The following is an 18097-nucleotide window of genomic DNA, read 5'->3' on the forward strand; positions in this document are numbered from 1 at the left end:
CCGGTCCCGCCGCTGCCGTCGCCGCCGGCGTCCTTCTTCTTGGTCGGGACGAAGAAGGCGCCGACGAACAGGGTGGCGCCGATGCCGGCCTGGATCAGGTACGCGGTCCGGCTGTTCGCCGCTTCGCCGAGCGAGTCGACTACGGCGCCGAGTCCCGCCATCAGCGCGGTGCCGAGGAAGAAGTAGAACAGCGCGACCGTCGCAAGGTAGCTGAACAGCAGTCTCGGCGTCCGCGACGCGGCCGTGAGCAGCAGGTAGATCGAGATGCCGATGGTGGCCGGGCTCAGGGTGTCGAGCAGCGCCAGGCCGTAGACCGGCAGGACCACGTCGGGGCCCATGTCAGCTGCGCCGGGTGCCGCGGAAGACGGCGGTCACGATGACGATCACCACGACGACGACCGCGGCGAACAGCGCGACGTCGAGCGCGGTCTCGCCAGTCGGCACCATCTCCTGCCGCAGGTAGTTGGCGCTCACGATCGCGACGACGTACACCCACCAGGGCGCCCGGCGATCGGGCGCGGCCTGCGGGTTCTGGTGCTCGGGGTGGTTCATGGATCGTCCTTCCGGGTCACGGACGGTGTTCCAATACGACTGTGCGGAATAAATTAGCACACCCGTGATAGAAAGACTCCATGCCGAAGGTGGTCGATCACGAACAGCGTCGGCGCGAGATCGTCGACGCGGTGCTGCGGGTGGTGGTCCGCGACGGTGCCGCGGGTGCGTCGGTACGGACGGTGGCGGCCGAGGCCGGCTGGTCGACGGGCGCGGTGCGGCACTACTTCGCCACGCAGCGTGAGCTGCGCGAGTTCGCCGCCCGGACGGTCACCGAGCGGGTCGGGACGCGAATCCGCGCCTACATCGCGGAGCACGAGTTTGTCCTGCCGCTGCCGGAGCTCGCGGCGCGCATTCTGGAGCACCTGATCCCGCTGGACGACCAGCGGCGCGAGGAGTATCAGCTCTGGCTGGCCATCGGGGAGTGGTCACGGCAGAACGACCTGGAGGAGTCGGCCCGCATGTGGGCCGAGCAGCGCGACATGTACCTGCAGATCGTGTACCGGCTCTCGGGCTACCCGAACGAGCCGGTGCCGGCGGAGAACCTGGATCCGCGCGTGGCTGCCTGGGCGGAGTACCTGCATGTCTTCGTCGACGGGCTGGCCGCTCAGGCGATGTTCGTGCCCGACGACATGCCGCCGGAGCGGGTCCGCACGGTGCTCCGGGCGTTCCTCGCCGAGGTGCCGTCGCTCGCGGACGAGCCGCCGCCCGCGGACCGGTCTCGGCCCGTGGGCGACGGCGCTGGCTGAGCGGTGGCACACCGAGGTGCCGCCGCCCTTGTCATAGTGAGGCCTGTGTCAGGTGAAGACGCTCACGCCGCCAGGCCCGACCAGCAGGCCGACGACGATGAGGACGATGCCCCACAGCATCTGCCCGCGTACCAGTGAGACGATGCCCGCGATCACCAGGATGACGGCCAGGATCCAAAGCAGGAATTCCATCTGCCTCTCTTCCCTTCACTCCCAGGCCGCCGACGGTGCCGGCGGCGTTGAGCTCGGTGATCGATTGATGCCCGAATGCCTGATTCCCAAACGGGTGGTGCCGACCTGGCCCCTTCGTGCGGGAGAATGGGCGTCGTGCCCGACAAGCCCTCGATCCCCGACGTCCTCGCCGCCCGCTACGCCTCGCCGGAGCTGACCCGGCTGTGGTCGCAGCAGAACAAGATCGTCCTGGAGCGGCGGCTGTGGCTGGCCGTGCTGCAGGCCCAGCGCGACCTCGGCGTCGACGTCCCCGACGGCGTGGTCGAGGCGTACCGGGCGGTGCTCGAGAACGTCGACCTCGACTCCATCGCCACCCGCGAGCGGGTGACCCGGCATGACGTCAAGGCGCGCATCGAAGAGTTCAACGCGCTGGCCGGCCACGAGCACGTCCACAAGGGCATGACCAGCCGCGACCTCACCGAGAACGTCGAGCAGCTGCAGATCCGGATGTCGCTGGAGCACGTCCGCGACCGCGTGGTCGCCGTGCTCGTCCGGCTGGCCGCGCGCGCCGCCGAGCACGCAGAGACCGTCATGGCCGGGCGCAGCCACAATGTCCCGGCCCAGGCGACGACGCTCGGCAAGCGGTTCGCGTCGGCGGCTGATGAGGTGCTGGTGGCGTTCGACCGGGTCGAGGAGCTGATCGCGCGGTATCCGCTGCGTGGCATCAAGGGTCCCGTCGGTACCGCGCAGGACATGCTCGACCTGCTCGGCGGGGACGCCGAGCGGCTCGCCTCGCTGGAGCAGCGGATCGCCGCGCACCTGGGCATCGAGCGGGTGCTCACCAGCGTCGGCCAGGTCTACCCGCGCTCGCTCGACCACGACGTCGTGTCCGCGCTGGTCCAGGTGGCCGCCGGTCCGTCGTCGCTGGCCACCACGATACGGCTGATGGCCGGGCAGGAGTTGGTCACCGAGGGGTTCAAGGCCGGCCAGGTCGGCTCCAGCGCGATGCCGCACAAGATGAACACCCGGTCCTGCGAGCGGGTCAACGGCCTGGCCGTCGTGCTGCGCGGCTACGCGTCGATGGCTGCGGAGCTGGCCGGCGCGCAGTGGAACGAGGGCGACGTGTTCTGCTCGGTCGTCCGCCGGGTCGCGCTGCCCGACGCGTTCTTCGCGCTCGACGGCCTGTTCGAGACGTTCCTCACCGTTCTCGACGAGTTCGGCGCCTATCCCGCGGTCATCTCGCGCGAGCTCGACCGCTACCTCCCCTTCCTCGCCACGACGTCGGTGCTCATGGCCGCGGTCAAGGCCGGGGTCGGGCGCGAGACGGCGCACGAGGCCATCAAGGAGCACGCCGTCGCCGTCGCGCTGTCCATGCGGGAACAGGGCGCCGAGCGCAACGACCTGTTCGAGCGGCTGGCGGGGGACGAGCGGCTGGGGCTCGACCGCGCGCATCTGGACTCGCTGGTCCGGTCGCCGCTGGAGTTCACCGGCGCGGCGCGGGCCCAGGTCGGCGCCATCGTGGCCCGCGTCGACGAGATCGCGGCAGCTCATCCCGTGGCGGCCGCCTACACCCCATCGCCGATTCTGTAGCAGCAGAGACCCCGGCGCGGAGTCGCAGTGAACGAGAGGCGCGCCGGGGTCAGGCCGGTATCAACGGTGTTGGAGCACCTCCGCCGGCCGCAACAAGCCTACCGCCGTTGACGGGCTACGGGGCGGGCTGTTGGAGCGGCTCACCGCGTGGCCCCTCGAGAGAGGACACCTGTGAGTCGCAGTGACAGGGATGAACGCACCACGTTGGCCAGGCTTCGACAGCTGCGTCAGCACACCGAGATCGTCGGCCAGATCCTGAGGGATCTCTGGCCACTGATCGCCGGAGCGTTCTCCGTTCTGGGTGTCGTCTTTGCGTCGCGGACCAGGAACGCCCCCGAGGGCCGCGCCGCGACCGGCACCGCCCCCGGGGACGAAGAACCTCCTCCTACAGGTCGGGCCGGTCGGTCACGCGCAAAGCGTTGACGATCGGCAGCTGGTAGCCGAAGCGGTCGTGGAACTGAACGGTCAGCCGCCCGCCCTGGTGCTCGACCACGAACGTGTGCTGGTCGGCCCAGAGACCGCGGACCTCGGCGGCGACGTCGTGGTTGACCAGGACGTAGTCGCCGTTGACGCTGACGTCGAACACCCGGCGCCCAGGCAGCATGTTGGCCTGGAACTCCGCGAACCCGAGCTCCACCTCGTAGGTGCCGGCCGGAACGCTGTCGAACCGGTAGCTGAAGATGCCCGACCGCCGGTCCTGGTAGAGCCGGTCGTCCTCGGTCCCGCCGATCGCCCGGGTGGTGCTGCTGACCTCGACCCGCTGGCCGACCCAGCCCCACGACCCGGCGGTGTACTTCTTGTCCGCCTGCCAGACGTCCTGGTCGCCGTCGGTGTAGGCCGCGCCGCCGGCGTTGACGCCGACCTGGTACGCGGGCACCAGCAGCGACACCGGGATCTGGTGTGTCGGCACGCGCCCGGCGTTGGTGACGATCGACAGCGTCGCCTCGTGGAGGCCGGGCTCGAGGCCGGTGCTGTCGGCCATGACCGTCACCGTCGCCGACTCACCCGGCGCCAGCGTGCCGGACGCCGGGCTCTCCGAGAGCCACGGCACGTCGCTGGCGTTCGGGACGCCGCTGTCGATGAGGTACGCCGTGTTCGTGAGCTGGCTGGTCGCCCACAGCTCACCGCTGTCGCTCATCTCCAGGCCGGCGCCCGGGCCCTCGCCCTGCTCGGGGAACTCGATCGTGGAGATCGTGGCGCACGTCGACGGGTCGAGCTGGTAGATGAACGTGGTCAGCGAGCTGTTGACCATCCACAGCACGTCGGCCGTGGGGTTGTAGGCCAGCCCGGCGACGGACGCGTCCTCGGGCTGGCACTGGGCGAGGGTGGCACCCGGGTCGTCGTGGGACTGGCCCGCGACGGTGTAGATGATGCCCTCGTTCCAGCCGCCGATGTAGAAGACGTCGTCGACGGGGTTGTAGGCGAGGCCGCGCTGCGAGATGCCGGTCCACGGCGAGCCCGAGATCACGTACTGCTCCGTGCCGTCGGCGGTGTCGAAGCAGTGGATCGCGTTGTCGCCGCCGACGTTGACCTGGCACATCGCGCCCGTGCTGGCGTCCAGCGCCATGTCGCCGTTCCAGACGCCACCCCAGTTGCCCGGGAACACCGCGCCCGGTTCGCCGTCGGTGGAGAACTGGTGGTTGGTGACGGAGTCCGGGTCGGACACCCAGACGCCGCCGTCGTAGCCGACGCCCCAGGCGACCGAGACGCCCGCGGTCTCCCACTGCGTCAGGACGTCGCCCGGCGCGGCCGGCGCCATGTCCCGCGACGCCAGCTCGGTCAGCTGCTCCGCGGAGTACGTGCCGAGCGCCGTACGGGCGTTCGCGTCCACCTTCGAGCTGCCCATGAGCGCCGGCGTCAGCGCCGTCTGCCGCCCGGAGCCCCGGTTGACCTCGGTGGCCTCCCAGGTCACGTCCGCCGATCCGGTGTTGGTGATGGTCACCTCGCCGGAGCGGGTCTGGCCCTCGGTGAGCGTCCAGGACAGGTCCTCGGACTCGACGACGGCGATGCCCGTGGGCAGCGTGAAGTCGATGGTGTTCACCTCGCCGTCCTGGTTGATGATGACGTCCTCGCTGCCGGTGACGTAGCCGTCGCTGCTCGCCTGGACCGCGTACGAACCGAAGAACAGCTGCATCCGGTAGGCGCCGCCGGCGTCGGTCGTGGCCGTGCGGACGACGGTGCCGTCGGCGGCGACCGCCGCCACGGTGGCACCCTCGACTGGCAGGTCGTCGTTGGCGTCGGTGACGGTGCCCGTGACGTAGCCGTTCGGCGGCAGCGCGAACGTGATCGCCGTGTCGTCGGACAGCGCCGCTTCGTTGAACGAGTACTGGAGGGCGTCGGTGCCGGTGGCGTTCTCGATGCCGACGGTGGCGCCGTTGCCGAGCTCCCGCGCCTGCGCCGGGTCGAGGTTCCGGTAGGCGAAGGTGACGCTGCCGTCCTCATGCAGCGTCACGCTGAAGTCGACCCGCAGGTCCGCGACAGCGTAGAACGCGACGTTGCGGTACTCGATGACGAACCCGCCGTCGACGGTGCCGGTGTAGACGCCGCCGTCGGCGTGGATGTGCAGGTCGTCCCAGAACGGCGCCAGCGTCGCGTTCGGCGCGGCCGTGCTGGGCAACGCGGTGTTCGAGTAGTTGGTAACGGGAGCCAGGAAGTTCACGTGCCCGTTGGAGGACAAATACGCGGTGTCGTAGCTCTCGCCGTACAGCGGGAACGAGAACGGCAGCTCGACCGTCGCCGTCGTCTCGTCCCCGGTCAGGGCCACCGGGTCGGTGCCCTCGACGTACTCGGACGGGCCGGTGGTGCAGAAGTACCCGTACCCGTCGGTCCGCTTCGGCAGCGCGAAGTCCAACGTCGACGGCCCGCCGACCGTCAGCGCCTGCGTCAGCGGGTCGGTGCACTGCCCGCCCTCGGCGGTCAGTGCGTACGAGCCGGCCGGGACCGCGGCGAACGTGTAGCGGCCGTCGGCGCCGGTCGTCGCGGGCGCCACGGGGGCGTCCTCGATGGTGACGGTGGCGCCGGCGATCGGGTCGCCGGACAGCGCGTCGGTGACGGTGCCCGTGACGGCGTGGCTGTCGGCCAGCTCGAGGGCGACGTCCAGCGTCGTCGTGCCGTCGGGGGTGATCGTGGCGGTGGCTGTCGCGGACTGGTAGCCGAACGCGGACACCGTCACGTCGTAGTCGCCCGCGGTGAGCACGAGCGAGTAGGCGCCGTCCTCGCCGGTGGTGGTCTGCCGCTCGATCGGGCCGGCCACGGTGACGGTGGCGCCATCGACCGGAACGCCGGCCGCGGTGACGGTGCCGGCCAGCGTGCCGGTCTCGCCGGTCGGTGCCGCCTCGAGCAGCGCGAGCGCGTCGAGCCGGCCCTCACCCCAGACGTTGTTGTCGTCCGCGGTGCCGCCGCAGGTGAGGTCCTCGACGTTGATCGCCGTCTCGTCGAGCAGCGCACGGGTGCCCTCGACGTCGCCGACCAGCGCCGGCGCGGCCGACCACAGCAGCGCGATGGCGCCCGCGGTGTGCGGCGTGGCCATCGAGGTCCCGGACAGCGAGCCGTAGCCGCCGCCGTTGACCGACGAACGGACGTTCACGCCGGGTGCGGAGATGCTCGGCTTGATCTCGCCGTCCTGGCCGGGACCGCGGCCGGAGAAGTCGGCGATGACGTTGTTGACGTCGTATGCCCCGACGGAGTAGTTGATCGCTCGGCTGCCGGGCGACCCGCTGGTCTCGCACGCGTCGCCGCTGTTGCCGTTGGCCCACACGCCGAAGATGCCGGCGTCCGCCCACTCGATGAGGATGTCCTCCATGAACGGGTCGTTCGACGGGAAGATCGACCCCCAGGAGTTGTTGACGATGTGCGGCCGCCTGGACACGTCCGGGTTCTGGCCGTTGAGGTCGGTCGGCGCGAGCATCCACTCGCCCGACTCGATGAGGTCGGCGTCGGAGCAGGTGTTGCAGCCGTTGGCCGCGATCCAGGTGGCGCCGGGTGCGACACCGATCTGGTTGCCGGCACCGTCGTCGCCCACCATGGTGCCCATCGTGTGGGTGCCGTGGGAGTTGCCCGCCCCATCGAACGGGGTGTCGCTGCTGCCGGTGGCGTCGAACCAGTTGTAGTTGTGGTCGAAGCTGCCGCCGTCGTTGCCGCGGTACTGCTCGACGAGCGCCGGATGGTCGTAGTCGACGCCGCTGTCGATGTTGGCGACGACGATGCCCTCGCCTCGGACGCCGAACTGTGACCAGACGTCGTCGGCGTTGATGTTCGCGATGCCCCACTCGACCACGGCCGTGCCCATGCCGCTGGACGGCTTCGCGTCGACCGGCTCCGGCAGCTCGTACGTTCGCGGCGCGCGGATCTGCTCGACGCCGTCGAGCGCGGCGATCTGCTCGGCCAGGGCGCGGGTGCCGTCCTCGACCAGGATCGCGTTGGTGATCCAGTGGGCCTGGTAGCCGACGCCCCGCTCGTCCAGGAGCTTGCGGACGGCGGCCTGCGACTGGTCGGCCGTCGCCTTCAGCTGGTCGACCACGAACTGACCACGTTCGGTCCAGTCCTCGATGGCGCTGGCGGACATCGTCCGCGCGGACGAGGTGAACCGGACCCAGAAGTCCGCGCTGTCCTTGACGGCGTCGGGGTCGAACACACCCGGCTCGATCTTCGACGCGGGCTGGGCCGGACGGCCGAATCCGGCCTGCGCCGGAGTGGCGGCCAGAACGGCCGACACCAAGGCGAAGACCGAGAGTACGGCAGCGAGATATCGCCGACCTCGGTGGGCTGGTAGCTGCACGGGGACCTCCTGTGGGGGCGCGCGACACAGCGAAGGGGTGACGGGGCGCCGTGTCACACTTGTCCGAAATGCGGTAGCGCCATCCTGGCTACGTCCGGCTACCGGCGACAAGGTCGGTTCAGGGGCAAGACAGAGGCCGTTGAGGGGCGATGTCAGATGGATTGACTCCCGGATGCCCCGGATTTAACCGGAAATATTCCGTGGGACATACCAAACCGTTGCGAAACCTGTCATGCTGCCAAGCAATCGGTGGGGCGGTTCAGGGAGTTGATGCATGGTGTCCGCAGCGCCATACATTGAAACGATCACGCCATTCGTCATCTGTGTCGGCACGACGCCGGAGGACTCGACCGCGATCGCCCTGGCGATCGACCGGCGGGCCATCGTCATGATCGCGCCGGACACCGAGGCGGCACGCAGGCTGCTGGTGGGTGATCTCGGCGTGCCCGACAGCCCGGCCGGCGTCGAGGACCTCGAGACCCGCGTCATCAAGCGCGGGTGTCTGCGCGTCGACCTGGTGTCGCGGCAGGTCACCTGGGGCGAGGTCGACATCGCGTTGAGCGCCCGCGAGTTCGACCTGCTGGCGACGCTGGCGACGGAGGCCGGGCGGGTCTGGACGTTCGAGGAGCTGATGGCGCGGATCTGGAAGACCCGCTACCTGGGCGACGCCGACCCCGTCGTGTCGGCGGTGAAACGGCTGCGCCGGCGGCTGGCGCTCGTGGTCGACGAGTTGCGCGTCGTCTCGGTGCGCGGCGTCGGCTTCCGGCTGGTCGTCCCGGACTGATCCCCATTCCCTCGTGGGACGCGCCGCCGTCTGACACCTCGCGGTCGGCGGTGGGGTGGCGCGGCCGGCGTCCGCGGCCGGTGATGGGTTGGGTGCGGCGGGCGGCGGTTCGGTCCGGGCAGGGCGCAGACCGAGCCGCCGCCGAGCCGTGGCAGGCCCGCTCCTGCCCCGGTCCGCCGGGCGACTGGGTATCCTGGGGCACGTCCCCCGGTTCTTCTGCCGCGCGAGGAGCGTGCCCGTGGCCCGCGTCGTTGTCGACGTCATGCTCAAACCCGAGATTCTCGACCCGCAGGGCAAAGCCGTGCAGGGTGCGTTCGGCCGGCTCGGCTTCGAGGGCGTTGCCTCGGTCCGGCAGGGCAAGCGGTTCGAGATCGAACTCGACGGCGAGGCGACGCCCGAGGCGGTGGCCGAGATCGAGCGCGCCGCGGCGACGCTGCTCGCCAACCCCGTCATCGAGGACTTCACCGTCCACGTGGAGGCCGGCGTCTGATGCGCATCGGCGTCGTCACGTTCCCCGGCTCCCTGGACGACCGCGACGCCGCCCGGGCCGTCCGGGTCGCCGGCGGCGAGGCGGTCGCGCTCTGGCACGGCGACGCCGACCTGCACGGCGTCGACGCCGTGGTGCTGCCGGGCGGCTTCTCCTACGGCGACTACCTGCGCTGCGGCGCGATCGCCCGGTTCGCGCCGGTCATGGAGCCGCTGATCGACGCCGCACGCGGCGGGCTGCCGGTGCTCGGCATCTGCAACGGCTTCCAGGTGCTGTGCGAGTCGCATCTCCTGCCCGGCGCGCTGATCCGCAACGACCACCGCAAGTTCGTCTGCCGCGACCAGCCGCTGCGGGTCGAGAGCACGACGACGGCGTGGACCTCTGGCTACGCGGCCGCCCAGGAGATCGTCATCCCGCTGAAGAACGGCGAGGGCGGCTACGTCGCCGACCAGCGCACGCTCGACGAGCTCGAGGGTGAGGGGCGGGTCGTCGTCCGGTACCTCGGCGACAACCCCAACGGCTCCTACCGCGACATCGCCGGTATCACGAACGCCCGCGGCAACGTCGTCGGGCTGATGCCGCACCCCGAGCACGCGGTCGAGTCGCTCACCGGGCCCAGCACCGACGGGCTGGGCTTCTTCACCTCCGTGCTGGAAGGACTGGTCCGAGCGTGACCATCGACACCGTCGAGCTGGCCGCGAAGACGCCCGACCAGCCGCAGCCCTGGGACGAGCTGGGCCTCAAAGAGGACGAGTACCAGCGCATCCGCGACATCCTCGGCCGCCGGCCCACCAACGCCGAGCTGGCCATGTACAGCGTCATGTGGTCCGAGCACTGCTCGTACAAGAGCTCCAAGGTGCATCTGCGCCAGTTCGGAGAGAAGGCCCCGGCGTCCGACGCACTCCTGGTCGGCATGGGTCAGAACGCCGGCGTCGTCGACATCGGCCACGGCTACGCCGTCACCTTCAAGATCGAGTCGCACAACCACCCGTCCTACGTCGAGCCGTACCAGGGCGCGGCGACGGGCGTCGGCGGCATCGTCCGCGACATCCTGGCCATGGGTGCGCGGCCGGTCGCCGTCATGGACTCGCTGCGGTTCGGCCCGCTCGAGGCCGACGACACCCACCGGGTGCTGCCGGGCGTCGTGGCCGGGGTCGGCGGCTACGGCAACTGCCTGGGCCTGCCCAACATCGGCGGCGAGGTCGTCTTCGACCCGTCCTATGCCGCGAACCCGCTGGTCAACGCGCTGTGCGTCGGCGTCATGAAGCACGAGGACATCCACCTGGCCAACGCCACCGGCGTCGGCAACAAGGTCGTGCTGTTCGGCGCCCGCACCGGCGGCGACGGCATCGGCGGCGCGTCGATCCTCGCCTCGGAGTCGTTCGATGACTCGAAGCCGAGCAAGCGGCCGGCCGTGCAGGTCGGCGACCCGTTCATGGAGAAGGTGCTGATCGAGTGCTGCCTCGAGCTGTTCGAGGCACAGGTCGTCGAGGCGATCCAGGACCTCGGCGCGGCCGGCATCTCCTGCGCGACGTCCGAGCTGGCCAGCAACGGCGACGGCGGCATGTACGTGCAGCTCGAGAAGGTGCTGCTGCGCGACCCCAGCCTGACGCCCGGCGAGATCATGATGTCGGAGTCGCAGGAACGTATGATGGGCATCGTCACGCCCGAGAACCTCGACGCGTTCCTCGCCATCACCGCCAGGTGGGACGTCGAGACCGCGGTCATCGGTGAGGTCACCGACACCGGCCGGCTGATCATCGACTGGCACGGCGAGACCATCGTCGACGTCGACCCGCGCACCGTCGCCCACGACGGCCCGGTGTACGAGCGGCCGTTCGAGCGGCCGGCGTGGCAGGACGAGCTGCAGGCGGCCGGGCCGGACTCGCTGCCCCGGCCTTCGGGCGGCGAGGAGCTGCGCGACACCCTGCTGCGGCTGCTGGCGTCGCCGAACCTCGCGTCGAAGGCGTGGATCACCGACCAGTACGACCGATACGTGCTCGGCAACACGGTGCTCGCGCAGCCCGAGGACGCCGGCGTGCTGCGCATCGACGAGTCGACGGGTCTCGGCGTGGCGATCGCCACCGACGGCAACGGCCGCTACGCCAAGCTCGACCCGTACACCGGCGCGCAGCTGGCGCTGGCCGAGGCCTACCGCAACGTCGCCACCACCGGCGCCCGGCCGCTCGCCGTCACCGACGGCCTCAACTTCGGCTCGCCCGAGGACCCCGCCGTCATGTGGCAGTTCGCCGAGGCGATCCGCGGCCTCGCCGACGGCTGCCAGGCGCTCGGCACGCCGGTCACCGGCGGCAACGTGTCGCTGTACAACCAGACCGGCGGCACCGCGATCCTGCCGACGGCGATCGTCGGGGTGCTCGGCGTGCTGGACGACGTCGCCCGGCGCACGCCGCAGGGGTTCCGCACGTCGGGGCAGGTCATCTACCTGCTGGGCGAGACGCGCGACGAGTTCGGCGGCTCGGAGTGGGCGTGGGCCGAGCACGGGCACCTGGGCGGGCTGCCGCCGTCGGTCGACCTCGCCGCGGAGCGCGAACTGGCCGATATCCTCGTCAACGCCTCACGCGACGGGCTGATCGACGCCGCGCACGACCTCTCCGACGGCGGGCTGGCGATCGCTCTGACGGAGTCGGTGCTGCGCTACGGCGTGGGCGCGCGGGTGTGGGTGCCCGACGGCCTCGACCCGTTCGTGTTCCTGTTCTCCGAGTCGCAGGCGCGGGCGATCGTGGCGGTGCCGCGCTCGGAGGAGGTGCGGTTCACCGACATGTGCTCGGCACGGCGGTTCGCGCACCAGCGCATCGGCGTGGTCGACGACGGCGGCGTGCTCGACGTACAGGGGCTGTTCGCGGTGCCGCTCGACCAGCTGCGCACGGCTCACGAGTCGACGCTGTCTTCGGCCTTCGAGGCCTGAGCCTTCGCCTCGGCGATGCGGCCGTTGGTCAGCCGCGGCAGCGCGTAGACGACCATCAGCACGTGCACGGCCGCGGCGACCAGGAACGGCAGCCGCAGCGACCACTCGCGGCTCAGCCACGTGTCGCCGACGGTCACCAGAACGCCGCCGAGCAGCGTGCCGAGCGAGATCGCGCCCCAGCCGAAGAACCGGTAGACGGAGTTGACGCGGCCGAGCAGGTGGTCGGGGATGATGCTCTGCCGCATCGACACCGTGATGACGTTCCACAGCACGATGAAGAAGCCCTCGATCACCAGCACCGCGTAGACGATGAACGGCGACGACACCAGGCCGATCCCGCCCAGGCTACCGCCGAGCACGATCAGCGACACGAACAGTGACGTGCCGGGGCCGATCCGCGCGCTGACCTTGTGGGCGACCAACGACCCGATCACCGCACCGACCGCCGTCCCGGACAGCAGGATGCCGAACTGCGTCGCGTTCAGGTCGAGGATCTCCTGCGCGAGCAGCACGTAGATCGCCATTGCGGCCGCGTTCAGGCCGTTCGCCGCGCCGAGCAGGAACGCCAGCGAGCGCAGCAGGTCGTGGTTCCACAGCCAGCGCACGCCCTCGGCGATCTCGGTCTTCCAGTCGATGCGGCCGCTGGTGACCTTGCCCTTCGGCGCGAACTGCCCGGCCAACATGAACACCAGCCCGGCCGCGACGGCGAACGTGCCGGCGTTGATGAAGAACGGCAGGGCGAACGCCAGTCCGAGCAGCAGGCCGGCCAGGGGCGGGCCGACGAAGTTGTTGACGACGACCTCCGCGCCCCACATGCGGCCGTTCGCCTTCTCCAGCCGGTCCTTGGCGACGATCGACGGCAGCAGCGTCTGCGCGGTGTTGTCGCGCAGCACCTCGGCGGTCCCCAGCAGGAACGCCATCAGGTAGAGCAGGACCAACAGGACGGTGCCGTTCTCGGGCAGGTCGGCGGTGCCGCCGGCGATCTGGTCCGGCGTCGGCAGGTCGGACTGCCACGCCAGCACTACGAACGCGAACGTGCCCATGACGGCGAACCGCAGCACGTCCATCGCGGCGACCAACTTGCGGCGGTCGAGGCGGTCGGTGATGACCCCGGCCGGCAGGGAGAACAGCAGCCACGGCAGCCGGGTGGCCAGCGTGACGAGCGCGATCTGCATCGGGTCGCGGGTGACGGCCGTGGCCAGCCACGGGATCGCCACCGCCGACAGGCCGTCGCCGAAGTTCGAGACGACCGACGCGCTCCACAGCTTCCAGTAGTTGCGGCCCAGGTGGGTCGACCCCGGCGCGGCGGTCGTGGTCATGCGGCCCCACCCTTCGTGTCGTCGCCGGGATCCGGCAGATGGCCGCGTCCGGTCGGGAAGATGCCCACCAGCAGGCCGTAGGTCACCTCGCCCGCCCGCGGCTGGCGGACGAACTCGTCGAGCAGCTCGATCAGGCGCTGCCGCCACTCCTCGGCCCGCTCGGCCGGGATGCGGGCGTACCGCGAGTTCGTCAGCATGGGCAGGTCCTGGTGCTCCTCCGGAATCTGCGCGATCTCGGCCGTGATCTCCCCGAGCAGGCCCTTGGGCTCCAGCCCGATGCCGTCGAAGAAGCTGCGGTCCCAGTCGTGGTACAGGAACACCCGCGCCGTGCGGCCGTAGTAGCGGGCCTCGATGGCGCGCACCTGCTTGGTGCGGACGACGTGCACCAATCCCGCGTACTCGAGGACCTTGAGGTGGTGACCGACCGTTCCCTTCGGCTTGTCGAGCGCGACGGCGAGCTCCGACGTCGTGGCGGCGCGCTCCAGCAGCAGGTGGACGATCTTCAGACGGGTGTCGTCGAACAGCGCCCGGTACTGGGCGGGGTCGGTGAGCTCGAGCTCATCGGCGAGCTCATAGTCGGGAGTGGCGGACTGGTCGGCCATTCCAGTATGGTCGGCGAATCCCGACCATACTGTCAAGATGCATACTGCGCTGCGTATTCGTCCGTCGGCTCGATCGGCGTGATGACGTCGACCAGCACGCCGCCGGGCGCCTCGACGATGAAGTGACGCTGGCCGAAGGCCTCGTCGCGCAGGTCCAGCGCGACCGGCAGGTGAGCGCCGTCGACCAGGCGCGCGTACCACTCGTCGACGTCCGGCACCTCGAGGTTGAGCAGCAGCCCACGGGCCGGCTGCCGGAACCGCTCCGGGACGGTCGGGTGACGGTGGTCGACGACGGCCAGTTCGACCTGCGGGGCGTCCGGATGACGCAGGCTGACGTACCAGTCGGCCTCGAACGTGGGCGCGAAGCCGAAGTGTCTGACGTAGAAGTCCCGCGCGGCGGCGACGTCGGTGCTGCAGATGACTGGGTAGAAGCCGTTGATCGCCATGGGTTTCTCCTCAAATACCTACCGTCGGTATGTGGAAGACGGTAGGATGCATACCCTCGGTATGTCAACTGGAGGTGCGGTGTCCCCCACCAAGCTCGAGCGGCGGCAGGCAACCGTCCACGCCCTGCTCACCGAGGCGCGCCGGCAGTTCGCCCGCGACGGGTACGGCGCGGTGAGCCTGGCCGGCATCGTCGACGCGCTCGGGCTCACCAAGGGCGCGCTCTACCACCACTTCACCAACAAGGCCGCACTGTTCCGCGCCGTGGTCGAGCAGGTCCAGGAGCAGGTCGCCGCGCGAGTCGTCGCCGCGGCGGAGGCCGAGCCGGACTCCTGGCGGCAGCTGACCGCCGGCTGCGAGGCATTCCTGCGCGCCAGTGCCGACCCCGAGGTCCAGCGCATCATGCTGATCGACGGCCCGGCAGTGCTGGGCTGGGACGAGTGGCGCGCCCTCGACGATGCCTCCTCCGGGCGGCACCTACGGGAGGCCCTGCAGACCGTCATCGATGACGGCGTCCTGGCGCGGCAGCCGGTCGAGCCGCTCACCCACCTGCTGTCCGGCGCGATGAACGAGGCCGCCCTCTGGCTGGCCCGCTCCGACGACCCGCGCGACCTCGACAACACCGTCGCCGCGCTCCGATCCCTGCTCGACGCCCTACGGGTACCGGCGGGTGGCACTGGGTGACCATGATGACTAGTATGGTCAGCAGGAGGTGGTGACCATGACCGCGCTCGATACCTGGAGCGTCGCCGAGGCGAAGGCGCGGCTCAGCGAGCTGCTCGACACCGTGGGGCGAGACGGCCCACAGACCATCAGCCGCCGCGGCCACCCGGTCGCCGTCGTCGTATCCGTCGACGAGTGGGAGCGCCGCAAGCGCCGCCGAGGAACGCTCGCGGAGTTTCTCGCGACTGCACCGGTCGGTAACGAAGACCTCATCCTCGAGCGGGAAAAGGGCGGCCGGGTCCGCGAGGTCGATCTGTGACCTTCCTGCTCGACACCAACGTCATCTCCGAGGGCTTCCGCAGGTTCCCCGACCACAACGTCATCGACTGGCTCGACGAGGTGCCCGAAGAGAGCACGTTCATCAGCGCCGTCACCGTCGGCGAGGTGCGCAAAGGCATCGAGAAGCTGCCGTTGGGGCGGCGCCGTCGCAACCTCGAGGTGTGGCTGGTCGAGAGTCTGGTCCCTCGGTTCGAAGGCCGGATCCTCGCCGTCGACGCTGCCGTCGCGGACCTTTGGGGCCGCACACTGGCCGCATGCCAGGCGAACGGCCGGCCGGTGGACCCCATCGACACGCAGATCGGCGCGACGGCACTCTGCTACGAACTCACACTGGCAACCAGGAACCTCGCAGACTTCGCTCCGATGGGTGTGGAGCTGTTCAACCCCTGGGGCGTGGAGGCGTAGCGGCCGGCTGTCGGTGCCGGGCGCGATGATGAGGCCATGCTGCGGACGGTCGCCATCGCGAACTACCGGTCGCTGCGCGACGTCGTCCTGCCGCTGACCGGCCTCGACATCGTCACCGGCGCGAACGGCACCGGCAAGTCGAGCTTGTACCGCGCGCTGCGGCTGCTCGCCGACTGCGCACGCGGCGACGTCATCGCCTCCCTCGCCCGCGAGGGTGGCATGCCGTCGGTCACCTGGGCCGGCCCGGAGAAGATCAGCCGCGAGATGCGGTCGGGGGAGCACCGGGTCGAGGGCACGCGGCGGACCGAGCCGGTCAACGTCCGCATGGGCTTCGCCGGCGACGACTTCGGCTACCTCATCGATCTCGGGCTGCCCCGGCCCATCAGCAAGACGAACCCGTCGTTCTTCCAGCTCGACCCGGAGATCAAGCGCGAGGCCATCTGGAGCGGCCCGGTGCTGCGGCCGGGCACCTGGCTGGCCGACCGCCGCAACGAGCTGGTGCGCGTGCGCTCGGGCAGCGGCGAGTGGGACCACCTGGCCCAGGGCCTGCGCACCTTCGAGAGCATGCTGAGCGAGGTCACCGATCCCGTCCGCGCGCCCGAGCTGCTCACCGTCCGCGAGCAGGTGCGGAGCTGGCGCTTCTACGACCACTTCCGCACCGATGCCGGCGCACCGGCCCGGCAGCCGCGGCTGGGCACCCGCACCACGGTCCTGGCCGACGACGGCGCCGACCTGGCCGCCGCGCTGCAGACGATCCGCGAGGTCGGGGCGGTCGAGGCGCTCGACGAGGCGGTCGCCCGTGCCTTCCCGGGGTCGCGGCTCGAGATCACCCAGGTCGGCGGCCGGCTCGACCTCTCCTTCCGGCAGCACGGCCTGCTCCGTCCGCTATCCGGGGCGGAGCTCTCCGACGGCACGCTGCGGTTCCTGCTCTGGGCCGCGGCGCTGCTCACACCGCGACCACCCGCGCTGATGGTGCTGAACGAGCCCGAGACCAGCCTGCATCCGCAACTGGTGCCCGCCTTGGCCGAGCTGGTCGTCAAGGCGCACGAGAGCACCCAGATCGTCGTCGTCACGCACTCGCGCGCACTGATCGACCACATCGGCGCTGCGGCGGCCCGGGTCGAGCTGGTCAAGGACGTTGGTGAGACGCGGATCGAGGGACAGGGCCGGTTCGAGCGGCCGTCGTGGAACTGGGGATTGCGCTGACGCCCTAGCGTGGGGGCATGGCGCTCGCGGTCTGCCTGCTGTTCGACCCGCCGGCCGAGGCAGCCGTCCGCCGGCTGTGGAACCGCCTCGAGGAACGCGGCATCGCGTCGCTGGGCTCGCACACGCATGGCCGGCACGTGCCGCACGTCTCGCTGGCGGTGCTGCGCCGATGGGATCTCGACGAGGTCCGGGCCACGGTCGAGGCACTGCCCGACGGGGGTCCGGTGCAGCTGAGGTTCGACGGGATGGGGACCTTCCCGCGCGGCCGGTCCTGGCTCATCGCCGCTGTCGGCGCCCGACTCGCCGCGCGTCAGGAACGCATCGCCGCCGCGCTGCAGGCCGCCGGCGCCGACCTGCACCGCAGCTACACACCGGGATCGTGGGTCCCGCACTGCACTGTCGCGCCGCGCGTTCCGCTCGACGCGCTGGGCGTGCTGGCCGCCACTGTGTACGAGGTGCTGCCGTTGGCCGCGCTTGCCGACCGGGCCGCGCTGATCGACAGCGGAACCGGCGAGCAATGGCCACTGCCGCACGTCCCCTGACGGACCGGCCCGGTAGCCTGCCGGGGTGGCGAAGCGGATCGACCCGGCGGCGGTGTGGGGCGCGTACCGCAGCGGCCATGAGGCGCTGCGCGGCTGGCTGGCCGAGTTGCCGCCGGAGCACTGGACCGGCCCGAGCGTGCTGCCCGGCTGGACCGTCGCTGACCTGGCGGCGCACATCGCGCTGGTGGCCGACTCCGTGACGGCGACGGCGGCGGCTCCGCGCGGGGTGGCGCCGCACAGTCTCAGCGAGTACCTGACGACATACGCCGCGGCGGCCGCCGACCTGTCCGAGCGCACGGTCGCGATCGCCGCCGACGCCGGCCACGACAAGGACCGCATCCTCGCCGCCGTCGACGAGCGCTTCCAGGCCGCGACATCTACCGTCGACGCGCGCGGGCTGGACGACGTCGTGCTGACGACGCGGCGGGTGCCGGCCCGCCAGAGCGACTACCTGCTGACCCGGGTGATCGAGATCGCGGTCCACGCCGACGATCTCGCCCGCTCCGTCCCGTCCGCCGACCCGCCCACCATCCCCCGCGAC

The 18097-nt window shown here is 70.8% G+C and carries 19 protein-coding genes; 12 read left to right on the forward strand and 7 right to left on the reverse strand.

Going from position 1 to position 18097, the window contains the following annotated elements:
- The coding region (locus E1262_RS29090) for a GAP family protein (protein WP_203454687.1) at nt 1-338 on the reverse strand (338 nt) is incomplete at its 3' end.
- Nucleotide 339: 1 nt separating this feature from the next.
- Nucleotides 340-552, reverse strand: coding sequence for a hypothetical protein (locus E1262_RS29095; protein ID WP_132107838.1), 213 nt, complete (start codon nt 550-552; stop codon nt 340-342).
- An 80-nt stretch (nt 553-632) separates the two neighbouring features.
- On the opposite strand from E1262_RS29095, the gene E1262_RS29100 reads away from it, so the two are divergent.
- On the forward strand, nt 633-1301 hold the full coding sequence (locus E1262_RS29100) for a TetR/AcrR family transcriptional regulator (protein WP_132107839.1): 669 nt from the start codon (nt 633-635) through the stop codon (nt 1299-1301).
- A gap of 48 nt (nt 1302-1349) precedes the next feature.
- On the opposite strand, the gene E1262_RS31160 is transcribed toward E1262_RS29100, so the two are convergent.
- Nucleotides 1350-1493, reverse strand: a complete 144-nt coding sequence (locus E1262_RS31160) for a GPGG-motif small membrane protein (protein ID WP_199700588.1) — start codon at nt 1491-1493, stop codon at nt 1350-1352.
- 135 nt (nt 1494-1628) lie between these two features.
- On the opposite strand from E1262_RS31160, the gene purB reads away from it, so the two are divergent.
- Nucleotides 1629-3062, forward strand: a complete 1434-nt coding sequence (purB, locus tag E1262_RS29105) for an adenylosuccinate lyase (protein WP_132107840.1) — start codon at nt 1629-1631, stop codon at nt 3060-3062.
- Between the two features lie 385 nt (nt 3063-3447).
- On the opposite strand, the gene E1262_RS31875 is transcribed toward purB, so the two are convergent.
- Nucleotides 3448-7776 (reverse strand): carboxypeptidase regulatory-like domain-containing protein, encoded by a 4329-nt coding sequence (locus tag E1262_RS31875; RefSeq protein ID WP_132107841.1) that lies wholly within the window; start codon nt 7774-7776, stop codon nt 3448-3450.
- A 337-nt stretch (nt 7777-8113) separates the two neighbouring features.
- Here E1262_RS31875 and E1262_RS29115 point away from each other — a divergent pair, with 337 nt between their 5' ends.
- From E1262_RS29115 to purL, 4 genes are all read left to right on the forward strand, one after another.
- On the forward strand, nt 8114-8623 hold the full coding sequence (locus tag E1262_RS29115) for a winged helix-turn-helix domain-containing protein (RefSeq protein ID WP_132107842.1): 510 nt from the start codon (nt 8114-8116) through the stop codon (nt 8621-8623).
- 238 nt (nt 8624-8861) lie between these two features.
- Nucleotides 8862-9113, forward strand: coding sequence for a phosphoribosylformylglycinamidine synthase subunit PurS (gene purS / locus E1262_RS29120; protein ID WP_116949361.1), 252 nt, complete (start codon nt 8862-8864; stop codon nt 9111-9113).
- Entirely contained in the window at nt 9113-9784 is a 672-nt protein-coding gene (purQ, locus tag E1262_RS29125; RefSeq protein ID WP_132107843.1) for a phosphoribosylformylglycinamidine synthase subunit PurQ, read from the forward strand. Before purS ends, purQ begins: the two co-directional genes overlap by 1 nt.
- A complete protein-coding gene (gene purL / locus E1262_RS29130; RefSeq protein ID WP_132107844.1) occupies nt 9781-12036 on the forward strand; it encodes a phosphoribosylformylglycinamidine synthase subunit PurL in 2256 nt (751 codons plus the stop codon). Before purQ ends, purL begins: the two co-directional genes overlap by 4 nt.
- Here purL and E1262_RS29135 read toward each other — a convergent pair.
- The 3 genes from E1262_RS29135 to E1262_RS29145 are packed head-to-tail and all read right to left on the reverse strand — an operon-like array spanning nt 12000 to nt 14403.
- A complete protein-coding gene (locus E1262_RS29135; protein WP_132107845.1) occupies nt 12000-13355 on the reverse strand; it encodes an MFS transporter in 1356 nt (451 codons plus the stop codon). The genes purL and E1262_RS29135 overlap by 37 nt on opposite strands.
- Nucleotides 13352-13957 (reverse strand): ArsR/SmtB family transcription factor, encoded by a 606-nt coding sequence (locus E1262_RS29140; protein ID WP_132107846.1) that lies wholly within the window; start codon nt 13955-13957, stop codon nt 13352-13354. The genes E1262_RS29135 and E1262_RS29140 overlap by 4 nt, the downstream gene beginning before the upstream one ends.
- A gap of 32 nt (nt 13958-13989) precedes the next feature.
- On the reverse strand, nt 13990-14403 hold the full coding sequence (locus E1262_RS29145; RefSeq protein WP_132107847.1) for a VOC family protein: 414 nt from the start codon (nt 14401-14403) through the stop codon (nt 13990-13992).
- A gap of 61 nt (nt 14404-14464) precedes the next feature.
- On the opposite strand from E1262_RS29145, the gene E1262_RS29150 reads away from it, so the two are divergent.
- From E1262_RS29150 to E1262_RS29175, 6 genes are all read left to right on the forward strand, one after another.
- The gene (locus E1262_RS29150; protein ID WP_132107848.1) at nt 14465-15085 is read left to right on the forward strand and encodes a TetR/AcrR family transcriptional regulator; all 621 of its coding nucleotides are present in this window, start codon (nt 14465-14467) and stop codon (nt 15083-15085) included.
- A 37-nt stretch (nt 15086-15122) separates the two neighbouring features.
- Nucleotides 15123-15383: a type II toxin-antitoxin system Phd/YefM family antitoxin gene (locus E1262_RS29155; RefSeq protein ID WP_132107853.1), complete on the forward strand. Its 261-nt coding sequence runs from the start codon at nt 15123-15125 to the stop codon at nt 15381-15383.
- A complete protein-coding gene (locus E1262_RS29160) occupies nt 15380-15808 on the forward strand; it encodes a type II toxin-antitoxin system VapC family toxin (RefSeq protein ID WP_132107849.1) in 429 nt (142 codons plus the stop codon). Before E1262_RS29155 ends, E1262_RS29160 begins: the two co-directional genes overlap by 4 nt.
- Before the next feature lie 36 nt (nt 15809-15844).
- A complete protein-coding gene (locus E1262_RS29165) occupies nt 15845-17014 on the forward strand; it encodes an AAA family ATPase (protein ID WP_132107850.1) in 1170 nt (389 codons plus the stop codon).
- A 17-nt stretch (nt 17015-17031) separates the two neighbouring features.
- Entirely contained in the window at nt 17032-17556 is a 525-nt protein-coding gene (locus tag E1262_RS29170; RefSeq protein ID WP_132107851.1) for a 2'-5' RNA ligase family protein, read from the forward strand.
- A 25-nt stretch (nt 17557-17581) separates the two neighbouring features.
- A partial coding sequence (locus E1262_RS29175; protein WP_132107852.1) for a maleylpyruvate isomerase N-terminal domain-containing protein occupies nt 17582-18097 on the forward strand: 516 nt, incomplete at its 3' end.

Source organism: Jiangella aurantiaca (genome assembly GCF_004349105.1).
GTDB classification, from domain to species: domain Bacteria; phylum Actinomycetota; class Actinomycetes; order Jiangellales; family Jiangellaceae; genus Jiangella; species Jiangella aurantiaca.

Coding starts and splice junctions, on each gene's coding strand:
- E1262_RS29095 (WP_132107838.1), bottom strand. CDS start 552: ATGAACCACCCCGAGCACCAGAACCCGCAGGCCGCGCCCGATCGCCGG.
- E1262_RS29100 (WP_132107839.1), top strand. CDS start 633: ATGCCGAAGGTGGTCGATCACGAACAGCGTCGGCGCGAGATCGTCGAC.
- E1262_RS31160 (WP_199700588.1), bottom strand. CDS start 1,493: ATGGAATTCCTGCTTTGGATCCTGGCCGTCATCCTGGTGATCGCGGGC.
- E1262_RS29115 (WP_132107842.1), top strand. CDS start 8,114: ATGGTGTCCGCAGCGCCATACATTGAAACGATCACGCCATTCGTCATC.
- purQ (WP_132107843.1), top strand. CDS start 9,113: ATGCGCATCGGCGTCGTCACGTTCCCCGGCTCCCTGGACGACCGCGAC.
- E1262_RS29135 (WP_132107845.1), bottom strand. CDS start 13,355: ATGACCACGACCGCCGCGCCGGGGTCGACCCACCTGGGCCGCAACTAC.
- E1262_RS29140 (WP_132107846.1), bottom strand. CDS start 13,957: ATGGCCGACCAGTCCGCCACTCCCGACTATGAGCTCGCCGATGAGCTC.
- E1262_RS29145 (WP_132107847.1), bottom strand. CDS start 14,403: ATGGCGATCAACGGCTTCTACCCAGTCATCTGCAGCACCGACGTCGCC.
- E1262_RS29150 (WP_132107848.1), top strand. CDS start 14,465: ATGTCAACTGGAGGTGCGGTGTCCCCCACCAAGCTCGAGCGGCGGCAG.
- E1262_RS29155 (WP_132107853.1), top strand. CDS start 15,123: ATGACCGCGCTCGATACCTGGAGCGTCGCCGAGGCGAAGGCGCGGCTC.
- E1262_RS29165 (WP_132107850.1), top strand. CDS start 15,845: ATGCTGCGGACGGTCGCCATCGCGAACTACCGGTCGCTGCGCGACGTC.
- E1262_RS29170 (WP_132107851.1), top strand. CDS start 17,032: ATGGCGCTCGCGGTCTGCCTGCTGTTCGACCCGCCGGCCGAGGCAGCC.